The organism is Nocardia sp. NPDC088792, from assembly GCF_044750615.1.
In the GTDB taxonomy this organism is placed as follows: domain Bacteria; phylum Actinomycetota; class Actinomycetes; order Mycobacteriales; family Mycobacteriaceae; genus Nocardia.
The window spans coordinates 1,080,369-1,095,092 of sequence record NZ_JBIVKC010000004.1 but is presented as its reverse complement, the minus strand read 5'-3'; the positions used below and the strand labels follow the sequence as shown (position 1 = coordinate 1,095,092).

General features: G+C 66.7%; 15 protein-coding genes. 6 read left to right on the top strand and 9 right to left on the bottom strand.

The genetic code is table 11. From position 1 onward, the window contains the following. The first annotated feature begins 140 nt into the window (after nucleotides 1-140). The 3 genes from ACIP5Y_RS31920 to ACIP5Y_RS31910 all read left to right on the top strand — a co-directional run bounded on the left by ACIP5Y_RS31920 (nucleotide 141) and on the right by ACIP5Y_RS31910 (nucleotide 3,094). Nucleotides 141-623 (top strand): hypothetical protein, encoded by a 483-nt coding sequence (locus ACIP5Y_RS31920; RefSeq protein ID WP_400355724.1) that lies wholly within the window; start codon nucleotides 141-143, stop codon nucleotides 621-623. A 117-nt stretch (nucleotides 624-740) separates the two neighbouring features. Continuing rightward, nucleotides 741-1,889, top strand: coding sequence for a dimethylsulfone monooxygenase SfnG (sfnG, locus tag ACIP5Y_RS31915; protein ID WP_400355722.1), 1,149 nt, complete (start codon nucleotides 741-743; stop codon nucleotides 1,887-1,889). Further along, on the top strand, nucleotides 1,886-3,094 hold the full coding sequence (locus ACIP5Y_RS31910) for an SfnB family sulfur acquisition oxidoreductase (protein ID WP_400355720.1): 1,209 nt from the start codon (nucleotides 1,886-1,888) through the stop codon (nucleotides 3,092-3,094). Before sfnG ends, ACIP5Y_RS31910 begins: the two co-directional genes overlap by 4 nt. A gap of 15 nt (nucleotides 3,095-3,109) precedes the next feature. Here the strand turns inward: ACIP5Y_RS31910 and ACIP5Y_RS31905 are convergent, their stop codons facing one another. The 4 genes from ACIP5Y_RS31905 to ACIP5Y_RS31890 all read right to left on the bottom strand — a co-directional run bounded on the left by ACIP5Y_RS31905 (nucleotide 3,110) and on the right by ACIP5Y_RS31890 (nucleotide 6,404). Next, the gene (locus tag ACIP5Y_RS31905) at nucleotides 3,110-3,292 is read right to left on the bottom strand and encodes a hypothetical protein (protein WP_400355718.1); all 183 of its coding nucleotides are present in this window, start codon (nucleotides 3,290-3,292) and stop codon (nucleotides 3,110-3,112) included. Nucleotides 3,293-3,355: 63 nt separating this feature from the next. Next, entirely contained in the window at nucleotides 3,356-4,963 is a 1,608-nt protein-coding gene (locus tag ACIP5Y_RS31900) for a copper resistance CopC/CopD family protein (protein ID WP_400355716.1), read from the bottom strand. Nucleotides 4,964-5,000: 37 nt separating this feature from the next. Continuing rightward, entirely contained in the window at nucleotides 5,001-5,690 is a 690-nt protein-coding gene (locus ACIP5Y_RS31895) for a YcnI family protein (RefSeq protein ID WP_400355715.1), read from the bottom strand. A 63-nt stretch (nucleotides 5,691-5,753) separates the two neighbouring features. Next, nucleotides 5,754-6,404, bottom strand: a complete 651-nt coding sequence (locus ACIP5Y_RS31890) for a DUF5134 domain-containing protein (RefSeq protein WP_400355713.1) — start codon at nucleotides 6,402-6,404, stop codon at nucleotides 5,754-5,756. A 126-nt stretch (nucleotides 6,405-6,530) separates the two neighbouring features. Between ACIP5Y_RS31890 and ACIP5Y_RS31885 the strand changes: the two genes are divergently transcribed. Next, complete coding sequence (locus tag ACIP5Y_RS31885) at nucleotides 6,531-7,421, top strand: LysR family transcriptional regulator (protein WP_400355711.1); 891 nt, start codon at nucleotides 6,531-6,533, stop codon at nucleotides 7,419-7,421. On the opposite strand, the gene ACIP5Y_RS31880 is transcribed toward ACIP5Y_RS31885, so the two are convergent. Genes ACIP5Y_RS31880 through ACIP5Y_RS31870 form a run of 3 tightly spaced genes read right to left on the bottom strand, consistent with a single transcriptional unit; the run spans nucleotide 7,311 to nucleotide 9,933 of the window. Beyond that, nucleotides 7,311-8,021, bottom strand: a complete 711-nt coding sequence (locus tag ACIP5Y_RS31880) for a non-oxidative hydroxyarylic acid decarboxylases subunit B (protein ID WP_400355710.1) — start codon at nucleotides 8,019-8,021, stop codon at nucleotides 7,311-7,313. The two genes, ACIP5Y_RS31885 and ACIP5Y_RS31880, sit on opposite strands and share 111 nt — an antisense overlap. A gap of 5 nt (nucleotides 8,022-8,026) precedes the next feature. Beyond that, on the bottom strand, nucleotides 8,027-8,500 hold the full coding sequence (locus tag ACIP5Y_RS31875; protein WP_400355708.1) for a hypothetical protein: 474 nt from the start codon (nucleotides 8,498-8,500) through the stop codon (nucleotides 8,027-8,029). Further along, nucleotides 8,497-9,933: a UbiD family decarboxylase gene (locus ACIP5Y_RS31870; protein WP_400355706.1), complete on the bottom strand. Its 1,437-nt coding sequence runs from the start codon at nucleotides 9,931-9,933 to the stop codon at nucleotides 8,497-8,499. Before ACIP5Y_RS31870 ends, ACIP5Y_RS31875 begins: the two co-directional genes overlap by 4 nt. Nucleotides 9,934-10,076: 143 nt before the next feature. Between ACIP5Y_RS31870 and ACIP5Y_RS31865 the strand changes: the two genes are divergently transcribed. Next, on the top strand, nucleotides 10,077-11,618 hold the full coding sequence (locus ACIP5Y_RS31865; RefSeq protein WP_400355705.1) for a DUF4185 domain-containing protein: 1,542 nt from the start codon (nucleotides 10,077-10,079) through the stop codon (nucleotides 11,616-11,618). Between the two features lie 38 nt (nucleotides 11,619-11,656). Here ACIP5Y_RS31865 and ACIP5Y_RS31860 read toward each other — a convergent pair whose 3' ends face one another. After that, entirely contained in the window at nucleotides 11,657-12,079 is a 423-nt protein-coding gene (locus tag ACIP5Y_RS31860) for a pyridoxamine 5'-phosphate oxidase family protein (protein ID WP_400355703.1), read from the bottom strand. Nucleotides 12,080-12,160: 81 nt separating this feature from the next. Here ACIP5Y_RS31860 and ACIP5Y_RS31855 point away from each other — a divergent pair, with 81 nt between their 5' ends. Continuing rightward, nucleotides 12,161-13,153 carry a ketopantoate reductase family protein gene (locus tag ACIP5Y_RS31855; protein WP_400355701.1) on the top strand — a complete coding sequence of 331 codons (993 nt, stop codon included), beginning with the start codon at nucleotides 12,161-12,163 and terminating at the stop codon, nucleotides 13,151-13,153. A 78-nt stretch (nucleotides 13,154-13,231) separates the two neighbouring features. On the opposite strand, the gene rox is transcribed toward ACIP5Y_RS31855, so the two are convergent. Further along, complete coding sequence (rox, locus tag ACIP5Y_RS31850; RefSeq protein ID WP_400355700.1) at nucleotides 13,232-14,656, bottom strand: rifampin monooxygenase; 1,425 nt, start codon at nucleotides 14,654-14,656, stop codon at nucleotides 13,232-13,234. Between the last annotated feature and the right edge of the window lie 68 nt (nucleotides 14,657-14,724).

Genomic DNA, 14,724 nt, shown 5'->3' with positions numbered 1-14,724 from the left:
CCCCACTGGGCGTCAGCCCCGGTCCGGCAGGGCAGGCGACGCAACCACACCTCCGGCTCTTAAATCTTTTATCTTTTTCCCGAAGCCCAGCACGAACAGAAAAACCGAACCCTCAATACCCGGGCGTAGCATCTGGCGTTATGGATGCCGAAACAGTTGACCAGGGCTGGACGGCCCTGCAGCAGCAAGCACAGCAAACAGCCCGACTGATCGAAACCTTGGCAGGCAAACTGCAAGCCGCAGCAGCCGCCGGTGACCAGAACGCCCGCGAATGGCTCCTGGACCTCAAGGAGACCGCCCTGTCGGTCCATCAGGAGGAAAACCAGGCCGCGCAGGTGATGCAGTCGGTGCATCAACTGGTCGACAACCATGTAAACCAGTACCCCGCCGCCGGCTACCCGCAGCAACCTCAGCAGCCGTACCCGCCGCAACCGCAGTACCAGCCCCAACCGCAGTATCAGCAGCAATATCAGCAGCCCGGCTACCCCCAGCCCGCCTACGGCGCAGCACCACAGGGCGGCGGCATGCTGCACCGATTCCTCGGCAGCGGCTTCGGCAGCGCCATGGCCATGGGCGCCGGTTTCGGCATCGGCGACGACCTGATCAACGACATCTTCCGCTGAGCGGCACCCCTGGCCGACAGCTCCATCGCCTCTCGATCTCGGTGATTCAAACCCTCTTACAGGGTCGATGTGCGCCGCACACTCGCTGCAGAGACCCCGAGACGATGGAGCATCTCCATGCCGCTGAACCATGACATCGATACCGCCGACGAGCCTTTGAAGTTCGCGTACTGGGTGCCGAATGTGAGCGGCGGACTGGTCGTGAGCAATATCGAGCAGCGCACGGACTGGAGCTACGAGTACAACAAGAAACTGGCTGTACTCGCCGAGAACAACGGGTTCGAGTACGCGCTCACCCAGGTGCGGTACATGGCCAGTTACGGTGCTGCGTACCAGCATGAGTCGACCAGTTTCAGTCTGGCGCTGCTGCTCGCCACCGAACGGTTGAAGGTCATCGCCGCGGTGCATCCCGGTTTGTGGCAGCCCGCGGTGCTGGCGAAACTGCTCGCGACCGTCGACCACCTTTCCGGTGGCCGCGCCGCGGTGAACGTGGTGAGCGGCTGGTTCAAGGGCGAGTTCACCGCGCTCGGCGAGCCGTGGCTGGAACACGACGAACGATACCGGCGCTCAGAGGAATTCATTCACGTCCTGCGCAAGAGCTGGACCGAGGACGCGGCGCAGTTCGCCGGTGACTTCTACCGCCTGCGCGGGTTCGATCTCAAGCCCAAGCCGTTGACCGCCGAGGGCCGCCCGCATCCGGAAATCTTCCAAGGCGGTAATTCGACCGCTGCGCGTGCCATGGCCGGGCGCGTATCGGACTGGTACTTCAGCAATGGCAAGGATTTCGACGGCATCACCGAGCAGATCTCCGAGGTGCGAGCCGCTGCCGCCGAACACGATCGGACGGTGCGTTTCGGGCTCAACGGTTTCCTGATCGCCCGCGATACCGAAGCGGAGGCGCGTGAGACCTTGCGCGAGATCGTCGCCAAGGCCGATCACCAGGCCGTCGAGGGTTTCCGTGGTGCGGTGCAGCAGGCGGGCAGTTCGACCGGCGACAAGCGCGGCATGTGGGCCGACTCGGAATTCGAGGACCTCGTCCAATACAACGACGGCTTCCGATCCAAGCTCATCGGCACCCCGGAACAGATCGCCCGCCGGATCGTCGAATACAAGCGCCGCGGCGTGAACCTGCTCCTGCTTGGCTTCCTGCACTACCACGAGGAAGTCGAATACTTCGGCAAGCACGTCCTGCCGATAGTGCGCGAACTCGAGGCCGAATTGTCCTCGGGCGCAGGAAATCCCGAACCGGTGGGCGTAACCCGATGACCGGGCTCGTCGAACGGCCGGGAACCGCGCACGTGATCGCCGACGCCGATGAGGCGCTGGCGGTCGCGGCCCGGCTCGCGGACCGATTCGCCGCGGGCGCCGCCGACCGCGACGCCCAGCGCACCCTGCCGCGCGCCGAACTGGACGAACTCTCCGCCAGCGGCCTGCTCGCCATCACCGTACCCCGCGAGTTCGGCGGGGCCGAGGTGCCGACACGCACGGTGGTGGAAGTGATCCGGCTGCTCGCCGCGGCCGACCCGAATATCGCGCAGATACCGCACAGTCACCTGGTATACGTGAACGCGTTGCGGCAGAACGGAACACCGGATCTGCAGCGCGAATTGTTCGCGGAAGTGTTGGCGGGTAAGCGATTCGGTAATGCGCAGTCGGAGGCGGGAACCAAACACGTACAAGACTACCGCACCCGCCTGCGCGCGCACGCGGACGGGGGATATGTGCTCGACGGCGTCAAGCACTACTCGACCGGAGCCTTGTTCGCGCACTGGATTCCAGTGCTGGCCAAGGATGATGACGACCGGATCGTGGTCGCCTACGTGCCCGCCGACGCCGCCGGTGTGACGGTCGTCGACGATTGGGACGGTATGGGTCAGCGCACCACCGCCAGCGGCACCGTCCGTCTGGAGAGTGTCCGCGTACCGGCGGATCATGTTGTCCCGCACCATCTCACCTTCACCGGTCCGCAGCTGTACGGTGCGCGAGCCCAGGTCCTGCACGCGGCGATCGACGCCGGCATCGCCCGCGGCGCGCTTGCCGAAGCGACCGAATTCGTCCGCACCCGCAGCCGCCCCTGGTTCGAAGCGGGTGTCGAACACGCACAGGATGACCCGCTGACCATCCAGAAGTTCGGCGAACTGGAGGTCACCGTCCGCGCCGCCGAGGCACTGCTGACGGCGGCTGGTCAAGCCATCGACAATGCGCAGCAAGACCTCACCGACGATACGGCCGCCGCGGCATCCATAGCCGTTGCGGTCGCCAAGTCCGCCGCCGACCGCGCTGCTCTCGACGTCACCAACGCCTTGTTCGAAGTATCGGGCACCCGTTCGGCCCTGGATTCCCTTAACCTGCACCGTCATTGGCGCAATGCCCGCACCCACACCCTGCACGACCCGGTGCGCTGGAAGCTCCAGCACATCGGCCGTTACGTCCTCAACGGCACGCCCCCACCCCGCCATGGCGTGCTCTGAACGAGCACGTACGGGTCAGGCGTCGGCCTTCGCGTTGTCGGAGGTGATGTCGGCGGACAGGGATGCGATGACACCGATGATCTCGTCGACCAGGTGGGTGGTACTCCGGCCGTCGGAGAGCGCTCCGGTCAAATGGCCTGCGACGGAATTGAAGTGGTGCATGGTGATGCCGCGGCCTTGGTGGATTGCCGGGCACATTCTGCCGCAGGTAGTGGGCTCGTCTCGCCAGTCTCATGCATGCGGACAGCGGGCTGTGAGACGTCACCAGACCGCGTATCGGGTCGAGGTCACGTACGCGATGTCACCCGGGAGATGCACTGTCAGCGCCAGTTTCCATTCGCCGGGCAGCGGGATCACCGCGCCGGTGCTGTTCCAGCGGGTCGGGTCGGCCGGGTTACGTTGGAGCGTCACGTTCAAGGCGGCAATACCGGCGTCGTCGGAGGACAGCACCGCTTGCATCGAGGGCACCGAGATCGGCTTCCCGGTGGCGTCCAGGATCTGGAGGGTGATCGTCTCGCGGCCCCGGCGGGTCGTATCGACGTGGATGCGGGCGGAGGTGCCGGGGCCGACCGGCGCGGTGGCCGTCACCGATGGGCCGTATGAGGTGAGGGCGGGCGGCTCGGACACCAGCAGGGTCGTCACTGCCAGAACGCCCACGGCCACCAGGGTTTCGATGCCGACGCTGCGAGCGACGGCGGCGAACCGTTGCGCAGGTGAGCGTTCACCCCGGCCGGCGATCTGGCGTTGCGCCCACCACGCCGAACCCAGCATGACAGCCACCAACGCGAGCTTGATCAACAGCACGACACCGTAATGCGTCGACCACAGCGACGGCACCGGTTGAATCTGCCGCCAGGCCTGATATTCGCCCGTCAATATCAGCAGCCCGACACAGCAGAAGGCGATCTGTGACCAGCGCGCGAGATATCCGATCGGCACCCTGCCCGACAATCGGATCCGCGGCAGCACCACCAGACCCAGCACCGTCAGCCCGCCCAGCCACACCGCCATCGAACCCAGGTGCACGACCGCGGAGGCCGTGGCCACCAATACATTCGGTCCTACCGCTTCGTGCCCTGTCAGCGCGACAGTCACCAGAACGCCTGCGCCGCAAGCCAATATGCCCGCCGAAGAGTTCCAGCGTCGCGTCCATGCCGCAGCCGACAATACGACCAGCAGGGCCGTCCGGATCAACAGCACACGCCCGATATGGCTTGCGACGGAATCCTCGAAGCCATCGAAATGCGCAACACCGGACCAGCCGATATTGTCGGCGCGCGGTCCCATCAGCAGTAATTGCACGAGAGTGCCTGCCAGGCACAATCCCCAGCCCAGTCGGATCAGCACCCGCACCGGCAGACGGCGCCGCGTCCATGGCCACAGGTAGCGCGAGACCAGGGCGACACCGAAACCGAGGACGATTCCGGCATAGACGATGCCCTGCGCCACCGCGGCCGTGTCATCGAGCGATCGCGTGCGAACCGGCGGTCCCGCCACCGCCACATCGGACGGCGCTTCACCGACCCCGAACCGAATCGATCCACTGACGATATGCGTATCCGCCGACACCACACGCCAACTCGCGGAGTAGGTGCCGTTCACCAGTGCGGGCCGCAATACGATGACGATCGTCCTGCCGCCCTCGGCGAGCTGCGTCTCGCCGGTATCGGCGCGAGTGCCGTCGAGTCCGATGACCCGTTCGGCGCCGGGAATCAGCCCTACCGCCTCGTCGAAGGTCAGAGTGACCTGGCGCGGTGCGCGGTCCACGCGTGCTCCGTCGGCCGGAGAACTCGCCACCAGCACCGCATGCGCCGCCGCCGGTGGCGCGAAAAAGACTACGACGCCGAGCATTACGGCGAGCGCGGCCAACGCCCTCGCCGTCCCGCGAACTACATGATTCACCCGATCAGCTGGCGGTGTTCTTGCGTCCGGCCCGCAGCAGCGCGCCGACGGCGAGGATCACCGCGGCGATACCCAGACCGAATCCGGTCCAGCCCGGCCACGCCGGCGTCGACGAGCTGCTCGATGACGCCGCCGCATTGTCGGACACCAGCGCCAGGGTCGGCGCCGGGTGGTCGGGCTCGGTCTTGCCGCCGTCGGAGGAGTATTCGTTCCAGTTCACCGTGGAGCCGTCACTGTAGGTCTGCAGCGTCGGGAAGGAGAGCTGCGGCTTGTCCGGCAGCACACCGGCTTCGAGGTCGAAGGTGTCGAAATACCCAGCCGGAATGGCGGCATTCGGTGCGGTCGCCTTGAAATCGACCTCCGAGATGTACTGGGTCACCTTGGCGCCGTCGTCATCGGTCAGGGGAGTGGCGAGCGGCTTGTTCTTGACGGTGGCCGTCCACCCGGGCTTCGGCTTGGTATCAACGGAGATCAGCGGAGTGTCGGACGGGAAGGTGATGTCGATCTCCGTGGTGGAAGCCGTCGCGGATTCCGACGGCACCCGGAAGGTCAGCAGCCCGTACCCGCCCTGCGTGACGTCGACGCCGGAGACCTTGACGTGCGCGGACGCCGGGCCCGCGAAGAGCACGGCGGCACTGGCGGCCACGCCGGTCGCGATCAACGCCCGGGACAAGCGGCGGAAGCGGTTGTTCATTCGTTCTGACCTTCCAATAGCGGAAATCGCGAGCCGCCCGATGCGGCTCGCACGGCAAGTTCTTCAGAGCAGCAGCAGGAACGCGGCGGCCATCCCCGTCGTCATGAGCGCGGCCACGGCGTCATCGAGCAGCAGCATCCGATCGCCCGCCGCGGTGCTCAGCCGGTCTCGGACAGCGGGGCGCACATGCCACCAGACGCCCAGCCCGAAGACGGTGACAGCCACCAGGATCGAGAACGTGGCGCTCCAGACGGGCACCGGGACACTGTCGGACGCGGTGCCCATCCCCGGCATGTTCATCCCCGACATACCGCCCATGCCGTCCATACCGCCCATGCCGGTCATCGAGGAGTCGGCGGACGCGGTCACCGGGCGGGTCGCCACGGGCGACATCGCCACGTACATCCACACCATCGCAAGCATTTTCACCGCGTCGACCCGCGGATGCTCATGCCGCCCGGCCCGGGGCGTGGTGAACAGCGCGCGATAGACGAAAAACAGTGCCGCCGCGGTGAAGACCGCAATCCCCAAAGTGGTGGGCACCCCCGCGTTCCACGGCCCCAGCATGGCCACCATGGCAGCACACATCACGATGCGCAGCGCCTCCGCGACCTGTTCGCCCCGCTCACGGACCGTGACCAGCCGATATCCATAGAACAACGCCATCACGGAGAACATCACCGCCAGAACGGATCCCGCCACGCCGTTACTCATGGCGCACCATCCTTCACACGCAGAATCCGCGGCACTTCCAGCGTGCTCGCTGGATAGATAGTCGGCTGGTTACGCCGATCGGTTCCCCGCGTGCCGAAGAATTTTCCCGGCGACTATGAACAGAGCATGGAGTTGCGCCAGTTGCAGTACTTCCTCGCCGTGGCGGAGGCGGGGACGTTCACGCGTGCCGCGGAGCGCGTGCATGTGGCCCAGTCCGGGATCAGTGCCCAGATCAAGACCTTGGAAAAGGAGCTGGGCCAGGCGCTGTTCGAGCGCGGGACGCGGGCGGTGCAGCTCACGGCCGCCGGGCGGGCACTGCTACCGCATGCGCGGTCGGCGCTCGAGGCTGTCGAAGCCGGGCGCGCGGCGGTGGCGGCCTTGAGCGGTTTGCTGCAGGGTCATGTGGCGATCGGCAGCATTCCGTTCTCGTCCCGAATCGTGGACCTGCCGCGCATTCTTGCCTCGTTCCACGATCGGCATCCGGGCGTGGACCTGTCGCTGGTCGAGGACTCGGCGGCCGCGCTCGCACAACAGCTGCGGGAGGGGCGCCTCGAAGTCGTGTTCACCAGCCTCACCGAGCAGCCGCTGCCGGGGTTGAGCGCACGGGAGCTGCATCGCGAGACGGTGGTCGCGGCCATGCGGCCGGACGACCCGCTCGCCGGCCGGACCCAGGTGACACTCGCCGAACTGAGCGGCCGGCGCCTCATGGCGCTCGCGGACGGCGCGGCCCTGCGGCACCACTTCGATCGAGCGGTCGCGCAGGCCGGTGCCCAGGTGCGGGTGAGTTTCGAGGCGGGTCATCCGGATGTCCTGGTCACCATGGCCGAACGCGGGCTCGGCATTGCGCTCGTACCGGAGTCGGTGCTCGTACACCATGACCGGATGGTCGGGGTGCGGGTGCCGGAACTACCTGCGGGACGGATCGGGATCGCCTGGCGTGCGGGCGATATCGTCGATCCGGCCGCGCGGGCATTCATCGATCATGCGGTGGCGATGGTCGGTGCGCACGGGGAGTGACCGTGCCGCAGCCCGGTCCCGGCGCGCCACGTCCAGGCCCCGCCAGCGGCGGGCTTGCGGCGCATCCAGATCGAACTGATCGAGTATCCGCACCGCCACATGATCGATGAGGTCGTCGATGGTCTCGGGGGAGTTGTAGAACGCGGGCATCGGCGGGACGATGCGCACACCCATGCGGCTCAAGGCCAGCATGTTCTCCAGATGTATGTCGTTGAGTGGTGTTTCGCGCGGGACCAGCACCAGCTTGCGGCGTTCCTTGAGGACGACGTCCGCGGCCCGGGTGACGAGATTGTCCGCCAGGCCGTGCCGCACCGCCGCCAGCGTGCGCATACTGCACGGCACGATGATCATGCCCTCGGTGCGGAAGGAACCCGACGAGATGGGCGCGCCCTGCTCCGCGAGTTTGTAGGTCACATCCGCCAGTTCGGTGACCTCCCGCACCGACAGCGAGGTCTCCATCTCGATATTCGTTCGCGCCCAGGTACTGAGCACCAAATGCGTTTCCACACCGGGTATTTCGCGCAGCATTTGCAGTACGCGCACCGCGAAGGGCGCACCGGTAGCGCCGGTGACGCCGATGATGATCCGTCGAGCTCCCACACCGATCACCCGCCCGGTCGTTCGAGCCGGCGCTCGAGCTCGGCCAGCAGTGCCGCGGTCCGGTCCCAGGACTCCTGCTCTGCCAGCGCGGCCGATGTCCGGAAAGTCAATGGCGCCATGGCGATTCCGATGTCGTCGCGGGTGTGCGCGGTGACCTCGAAGGCGCAGGCGAGCCATCGGCCGTCCTCGACGGAGGTCGTCACACCCAATTTCACGTGGTGACATACAGTGCCCGCCACGGCGATCAAGCCGGCCCGACCCGAACGCCGCAGGTTCGCACCGGTTCTCGAACTCGAGATGACCGCCAGCAGCCGGGTGCCGTCGGCCGACGGCTCGAGTTCCGAGCGCGACAGCAGCGCGCTGTGCGGAAACCCGTGCTCGTCCACCGTGAGGAACGGAAAAGCCTGCTCCAATGCCTCGGGAACCGGGAATCCTCGCAATAGCCCGGCCAGGTCGCCGGGCAGATGGCTGATTGTCATTGCAGCACAACCTTCCATTTCTCGCGGAGCGCGATGCGGTCGGATTCGGCGAAACGATTGGACTTCGGATAGGAATCCTTCCACGCGAACGGTTTACACGCATCGATGAGCACAATGCCCATGGACAGGTCACCGGCGGCCTTCTTCGTCGGCGACAGCCGCGGATCGATGGCGGTGGTGGGCGTGCGCAGCACCTGAATGGATTCGTGGGGATCGACCCGGGTGAACAGCGCCCACAGCACATGATCGATATCGGTGATGTCGATATCCTCGTCGACCACCACGAAATACCGTTCCATCCCGCCCGAGCGTTTGCGCCCGGCCGCGGCCAGCAGCGCGTGCATGGCGTCACCGGCGCCCGTCTGCTCGATCGAGACGACCATCATCAACTGGCGGGCATAGGCCCACACACCGCGAATATTCTGCACCCCGGAGGCTTCCAGGTGATCCCAGGTGACCGAGGCGGAATACAGCGGCACCGCCTGATCACCGGCGGGCACGGTCGGGATCATCGGGGGCGCGCCGAGAATGATCGGATCGTCGCGGTGCAGGATGCGCTCGACGCGCACCACGGTCTCCTGACCCGAATGGGTGTAGTAGCCGGTCCATTCGCCGAACGGCCCCTCCAGCACCGATTCCTCGGAGAGCGGCAGCAGCACACCCTCGATGACGATCTCGGCGTGCGCGGGAATCGGCAGCTCGCTACCCGGCGCATACAGCACTTCGACGCCTGCCCCGCGGAGTCCGCCGGCGATCTCGTATTCGGAGACGCCCGCGGGTGCGGCGATCGCGGCGGCGGTCGACAGAATGGGATCGCAGCCCACCACCACCGCGATCGGGCACGACTGCCCGCGCTCCCAGTACTTGGTGGCGATGGCGCGCGCATGCCGATTGCCGAGCATCCACAGCGACAATCGATCCCGGCCCTGCACACAGCCGCGATAGGTGCCGACATTCACCCAGCCGGTATCGGGATCCCGCGTGATCACCATGCACGCCGTGCCTATGTAGCGGCCGCCGTCGCCGTCGTGCCAGCGCGGTGTCGGGAACTTCAGCAGATCGACCTGATCACCCTCGAGCACATTCTCCAGCACGGAACCGGTGGAAACCTCGACCGGCGGAATCAGTTTCAGCTGTTTACTCGAATCCTTCCAGGCGCGCACGATATCCATCTTGGTGGTGTTCACCGGAAGCCCGAGCGCCACCGCGCACCGCTCCGCGGTGCCCATGAAATTGGTGAAGACCCGATAGCCCGCCGGATAGCCGGGAATATTATCGAAAAGCAGGGCGGGGCCTTCCTTTTCGGCGACCAGCTCGGTGATCCCGCCGATTTCCAGATCCCAGTCGGCGCCGTCGACAATGCGAACCTCGTCGTTGCCGAGGCGTTCGGTGAGATTGTCGATGTAATGCCGTAGATCGCGAAAGGGTGCCATGACAAAGACTCTGCGCCGGTCGATAATTCATGTCCAATACACATATCTGCTGGTAGCCATCCGATCTGCGGATGGCGCGACATATCCGGCACCGGGTCGCTAGAGTGAGCCGGTTCGATCGAGTACCGGGGAGAAGCGCACTCATGGCCTTTCGGCGTCGCCGACCGCTGTCACAGTCCGAAGCACTTGCCGCGCTGACGCTTTCCGGTGTCTTATCCCTCGGTGTGGCGCTGGTGCCCGCGGTTCCCGCGTCGGCCGGCCCTGCTCCGTGGGCGCCTGCGCCGGTGAACAGTTGCGGGGAAATCGGATTCGATCCGCTGGCCAGGCAACCGAACCCCGATGCCACGCAACAGCCCCCGAATCCGGTGATCACCGTCCCGGTCCCGGTCCCGCAGATCGTGCCCGTCCCGGTGCCCGGGCCCAGGCCCGACAACACCCGCATCGACTCGGTCGCGCTGCCCTCGGATCCGTGCGCCAACCCGTGCCCCGACATCCGCAGCGACCCCGCGACCTCGCCTAACACTGTGCCCGGCGCTGTCGGACTGGCCCTACCGCAGGTGCAGATACAGCCGCAGCCCGAACCGATCCCGGTTCCGGTGCCCGGCGGTGACGGCCCCGACCCGCAGCCGATGCCGAGCCCGGATCCCCAGCCGCCCGCGCCCGCACCGGCGGCCGCGCCCATCCCGGCGCGCCAGGTGGATTCGGTCGAACTGGTGAATCAGGTGACCGGCCACGGTTCGCCCAACCGCACCGATATGCGCTGGTCGGTGGACGGCGCCGACCTCGGATTGATGTGGGAGACCCATCCCGGGCAGGTGGCCGTCGTTTTCGGTGACACCTTCGGCAAGGGCTGGGCGCCCGGCGGCGCCGGCACCGACCAAAGCGACTGGCGCAGCAACGTCATCGGCTACAGCAGCAACCGTGACCTGTCCAAGGGCCTGCTGCTCGACGACTTCGTGCAGAACAGCCGCTGCCACGCCGCCGAGATCCTCGACAGCCGCAAGATCAAGAACTTCGAGACCACCACCATCCCGACCTCGGGTTTCGCGGTAGGGGACCGGCAGTACCTGAGCTACATGTCGGTGGCGCGGTGGAGCCTGATTCCGGGCATGTGGTGGACCAACCTCGGCGGTATCGCCTGGTCCGACGACAACGGCCGCACCTGGACCAAATCCGAATGGACCAAGTGGGACAACCTGTTCGGCATCGGCCGCTTCCAGGTGGCGACCATGGTCCCGCACGGCGACTACGTCTACATGTTCGGCACCCCCAACGGCCGCCTGGGCGTGATCGGCCTGGCCCGGGTCCCCAAGGACCAGGTCCTCAACAAGACGGCCTACCAATACTGGATCGACGGCACCTGGACCCCCGCCGACGGCGCCAACGAACTACAAGCCACCCCTTTGATGTTCGGCACCGCCAGCGAAACCTCGGTCCGCTACGACCAGGACTCGGGCCAATGGCAGATGGTCTACCTGGACGTGGTGCGCCAGCAAATCGTCATGCGCACCGCCGCCGAACCCCAAGGTGCCTGGACCGACCCGGTGCCGCTAGTGAGCACCCAGGACTACCCCACCGCCTACGGCGGCTTCATCCACCCCTGGTCGACCGGCAAGGACCTCTACTTCACCATGTCGGCCTGGAACAGCTATAACGTCTACCTCATGCACGCAACCCTGAAGTGACACAACCGGATCGGATCCCCACCGTCGCCCGGTGCGGGTCAGAGTGCGCCGAGGTCGGCGGAGAGCCACTGTTCCGGGCGCATGAAGATCGCGATCTGCTCGCCGTGCGAATCGGTGGATTGCAGGTAGGCGTCCACCTTTTCGGCCGGTAGGTAGCGGGATGCCATTTCGTGCAGCATGGCGTCCTTCATGGGTTCGGTACGGAGGATCGGGCCCTCCACGGTCACATAGCGGACGGTCGGGGTCAGGACCTGCGTCATGATGCTGAAGCGGCCGGCGGCTTCGAGCAGGCGCGCCTTCTTGGAATGGGCTCCGGTGATCAGCCAGAGTTCGGCTCCGGGCGAATACTGGTACCAGATCGGCACATTGAGCGGGGCTCGGTCCGGGCCCGAGGCCACGGCGAGCGCACCGATGTGCGGCTGGGCGAGAAACTCCTGTCGTTCTTGCAACGTCAGCGCCATGGGTTCCACCGTACGCGGAGGGTATGACGCTCGGCCGGGGGCGCCACGCGCGTGGCGTGATCACGGCATAGCATCGCTGCCATGCGTTACATCATCATCGGGGCGGGCGCGGTCGGCGGCGCGGTCGGCGGCCTGCTGGCCCGGAGTGGCAATGACGTGGTGCTGGTCGCGCGTGGCGCGCACCTCGCGGCGCTGCGCGAGACCGGGCTGCGGCTCATCACCCCCACCGGGACCGAGACCTTGCAGGTGCCCGCCGTCGCCGGGCCCGCCGAACTCGGTGAACTGCGCGCCGACGACCTGCTGGTGCTCGCCGTCAAGTCGCAGGACACGCTGGCGGCCCTGGCCCAATGGGGGAACGCACCGGTGGCCGGCGGCGGTATCGCCGCGGATCGGCTCGCGCTGGTGTGCGCGCAGAACGGCGTCGAGAACGAGCGGGTCGCCCAGCGGGTCTTCCGCACCGTGTACGGAATGTGCGTCTGGCTGCCCGCAACCCACGTGGAGCCCGGAATCGTGGTGTCGCACACCGCCCCGCTCAGCGGCATGCTGACGCTGGGCCGCTACCCGCACGGCAGCGACTCCACGGTACGAGAATTCGGAAAGCACCTGTCGGACAGCAATTTCGACGCCCCGGTGGTCGACGATGTGATGCGCTGGAAGTACGGGAAGCTCCTCAACAATCTGGGCAACGCGTTGATGGCCGTGCTCGACACCACTACCGAGTCGGCGGCCGACCTGTGGCAGGCGTGTCGAGCCGAGGGCGAGGCGGTGCTGGACAAGGCGGGCATTGCCTACAACACCGAAGACGAACGCGCTGCGATACAAGGCGATCGGATGACGGTGCAGCCCATCGAGGGTGTGTCCCGGATCGGCGGATCGACCTGGCAGAGCCTGGCCCGCGAAACAGGTTCGGTCGAGGCCGACTACCTCAATGGCGAGATCGCACTGCTGGGCCGGCTGCACGGGGTGCCGACGCCGGTCAACGACCTGCTGCAGCGTCTGGTCAACGAATACGCCCGTGAGCGGCGGCGGCCGAGCGATCTGGCGCCCAGCCGGCTGCGCGCGATGCTCGGCTGACCGAGGGCTGTAAATACCTCGGGCTCTTCGGTTTTCGGGCGAGTGGCGGCGGGAACGGATTCCCGCCGCCACGAGCGGTCAGCCGGCGGCGCCGAACCACCTGGGCAAGTGATCGAGCAGGTCCTGCTGATCCTCGCCGACCCACGCCACGTGCCCGTCCGGCCGCAGCAGCACGGTGGGCACCTCCAATTCCTCACTGATATCGACAACATGGTCGATGCGGTCGGCCCAGCCCGCCACCGAGAGCCGCCCGGTCTGATCGAGGAGCAGCCCGCGGCCCTCGTGCATCAGGTCGTAGAGGCGGCCGCGCTTCAGCGCCACGTCCCGCAGCCGGCGGCCGAGCAGTGCGTGGCCCGCCCCGAAGTCGTAGCGGACATCCGTCCCCATGATCATCTCGGTCAGGAAGCGGTTCACATCGTCGAATTCGATCATTTCCGTCAGGAGATGACGCACGGCCTGCGCGCCCGGCTCGAGGGACATCAGCTCCATCTGCGCACGGGTGTTGATCAGGACGCGAGCGGCCACCGGATACCGCTCGGTGTGATAGGTGTCCAGCAGGTTCTGCGGCGCCCACCCACTGATCTCGGCGGCCAGCTTCCAGGCGAGGTTGACCGCGTCCTGGAAGCCGAGGTTCAGCCCCTGCCCGCCGGTCGGCGGATGAATGTGCGCCGAGTCGCCCGCCAGGAAGACCCGGCCGCTGCGGTACTGCTCGGCCTGCCGGGTGGCATCGCCGAAGCGCGACAGCCAGCGCGGCGAATGCACACCGAAATCGGTCCCGGCGACCGCCAGCAGCTGCTGCTTCAGCTCGTCCAGCGTGGGCGGGACGGTGCGGTCCTCGGCCACCCCGGCGGCGGGGACGCCGAGCCGGTACACCCCGTCGCCGAGAGGTACCGCGCCGAAACGCAATTGGGTCTTGCGGACCTCGGCGACCACGGCATTCAGCGTCTCCGGCGACGCGGTCGACTCCACCTCGCCCAGCAGCGTGTCGGTCCGGCTCGGCTCGCCGGGGAAGCCGATGTCGAGCAGCTTGCGGACCGTGCTGCGGCCGCCGTCGCAGCCGACCAGGTAGCGCGCCCGCAATTGCGTGCCATCGGTCAATTCGACGGTCACCCCGGTGTCGTCCTGACTCACCCCGGCCAGCTCGCAGCTACGCCGGAACTCGACGCCGAGTTCGGTGGCGTGCTCGGTCAGCAGCCGCTCGATGACGGTCTGCGGAATGCCGAGGGTGTACGGATGCGCGGTATCGAGCCGTTCGGGCGCGGTCTTGGGGATACCGGCGAAGTAGCCACCGGCCGGATGTTTCGTGCCGTGTGCGAGGAATCGATTCAGCAGGCCGCGCTGATCCATCAGTTCGATACTGCGCGCATGCAACCCCAGACCGCGCACCACTTTGGTCGGCTCCGCGTCCCGTTCCACCACGAGGGGTCGCACGCCGTGCAGCCGCAACTCGCTGGCGAGCATCACTCCGGTCGGTCCGGCACCGGCCACGATCACGTCGATCATGCAGACTCCATTCAACGAGGTTTGCGCTTCGGCGGGAGATTCTGCAGCACCACCCGGGCCTTGCCGCA